Origin of the sequence: Microcoleus sp. A6-C6, from assembly GCF_036705955.1 — a bacterium.
Classification (GTDB): domain Bacteria; phylum Cyanobacteriota; class Cyanobacteriia; order Cyanobacteriales; family Microcoleaceae; genus Microcoleus.
In genome coordinates, this window is the sequence record NZ_JAUBVR010000191.1 from 1 (window position 1) to 1,290 (window position 1,290).

Annotated in this window: 2 protein-coding genes; both read left to right on the forward strand. The window is 42.2% G+C overall.

Annotated elements, in window-relative coordinates:
* Positions 1-105 precede the first annotated feature (105 nt).
* On the forward strand, positions 106-705 hold the full coding sequence (locus QUB52_RS29145; RefSeq protein WP_332965978.1) for a hypothetical protein: 600 nt from the start codon (positions 106-108) through the stop codon (positions 703-705).
* Between the two features lie 30 nt (positions 706-735).
* Complete coding sequence (locus tag QUB52_RS29150) at positions 736-1,101, forward strand: transposase (RefSeq protein WP_332965977.1); 366 nt, start codon at positions 736-738, stop codon at positions 1,099-1,101.
* The last annotated feature ends 189 nt before the right edge of the window (positions 1,102-1,290 follow it).

Consider the following 1,290-nt stretch of genomic DNA (forward strand, 5'->3'; position numbering starts at 1 on the left):
CAATATTTGACAGATTTGTCCAAAAAACTCCCATCACCCTCATGGTGCGAGGTGTAATGGAGCGTATATTGGCGAGAGAGCAAATGGACATCATCTTTGAGAAAAATGCTCTCTCGCCAATATATGCGGGAGTTATTGTTCTCCAATCTCGTAGATATGATGAGCCTGGTAATTTGTGGCATTCATCCTTCCGTCAATGCTGCATACAAAGCAAATGCTACTAAACTCAATGTGAGTCGCACGGCTATTTATAACAAACTGTTGGGAATGGAAGTGGGAGTCAGCGCAGCACTGTTGAGAGAGACATCGGCAGAGATGGCAACTTTAATGGAACTGATTGGAGCCGTTCCTAATCCCATATTATCAGGTTATCCAGTCAGAATCATTGATGGTAATTGTTTGGCACCGACTAATCATCGCCTGAAAGTTCTGAGACCACGTGCAGCAGCAGCATTACCCGGAAAATCTCTAGTTGTGCTCGACCCTGATTTAAGATTAGCAATTAATGTATTTCCATGTCTGGATGGTTATAGTCAAGAACGTGCATTATTTGACCAGGTGTTAGAGACTGTCAAGAGTGGTGAATTATGGATAGCCGATCGCAATATGTGTACCAAAGGATTTCTGTTTGGCTTGGATCAGGCAGGGACTAAATTTTTAATCCGAGAACATAAAACTTTACCCCAGACAGCTTTGACTCCATAGAGCGAAGTGGGTCAAGTCGAGACAGGTACAGTGTTTGAACAAACAATTAGTGTGACTAGCCTGGAAGAATCTTTAAAGAATGTACGAAGAGTAGTCTTGCACCTTCACAAACCAACTCGTAACGGCGAGTCAGAGATTGCTATTCTTACAAGCTTGCCTTCGACTGTGAAGAATGCGATTGAAGTAGCCGAGTTGTATAGAAAACGCTGGAATATTGAAACGATGTTTCAAGTTCTAGAGAAGAACTTTGCCGGAGAAATTCCAGGTTTAGGTTATCCCCAAGCTGCTTTATTCTGTTTTTGTTTAGCTTTGGTTGCCTACAATACTTTAGCTGTAATCCGTAGAACTCTCGGCAGCATACATGGTGCGCGGGAAAATCGATGCCAGCCTTTCTGAATTCTACTTAATTACTGAAATTCAGGGGAATTATCAAGGAATGATCATTGCGATTGACCCTATATACTGGAGGACTGTCGGATCATTATCACCCCCCCAATTTGCTCTTTGGTTGACAGATTTAGCCCAGCTAGTTAACTTGAAATCTTTGCTTAAACAACCTCGTTCTCCTAAGAAGAAAAAACCGGA

What these genes read in the sequence shown, in the direction of transcription:
- QUB52_RS29145 (WP_332965978.1), top strand. Translation starts at nt 106, where the DNA reads ATGCTCTCTCGCCAATATATGCGGGAGTTATTGTTCTCCAATCTCGTA.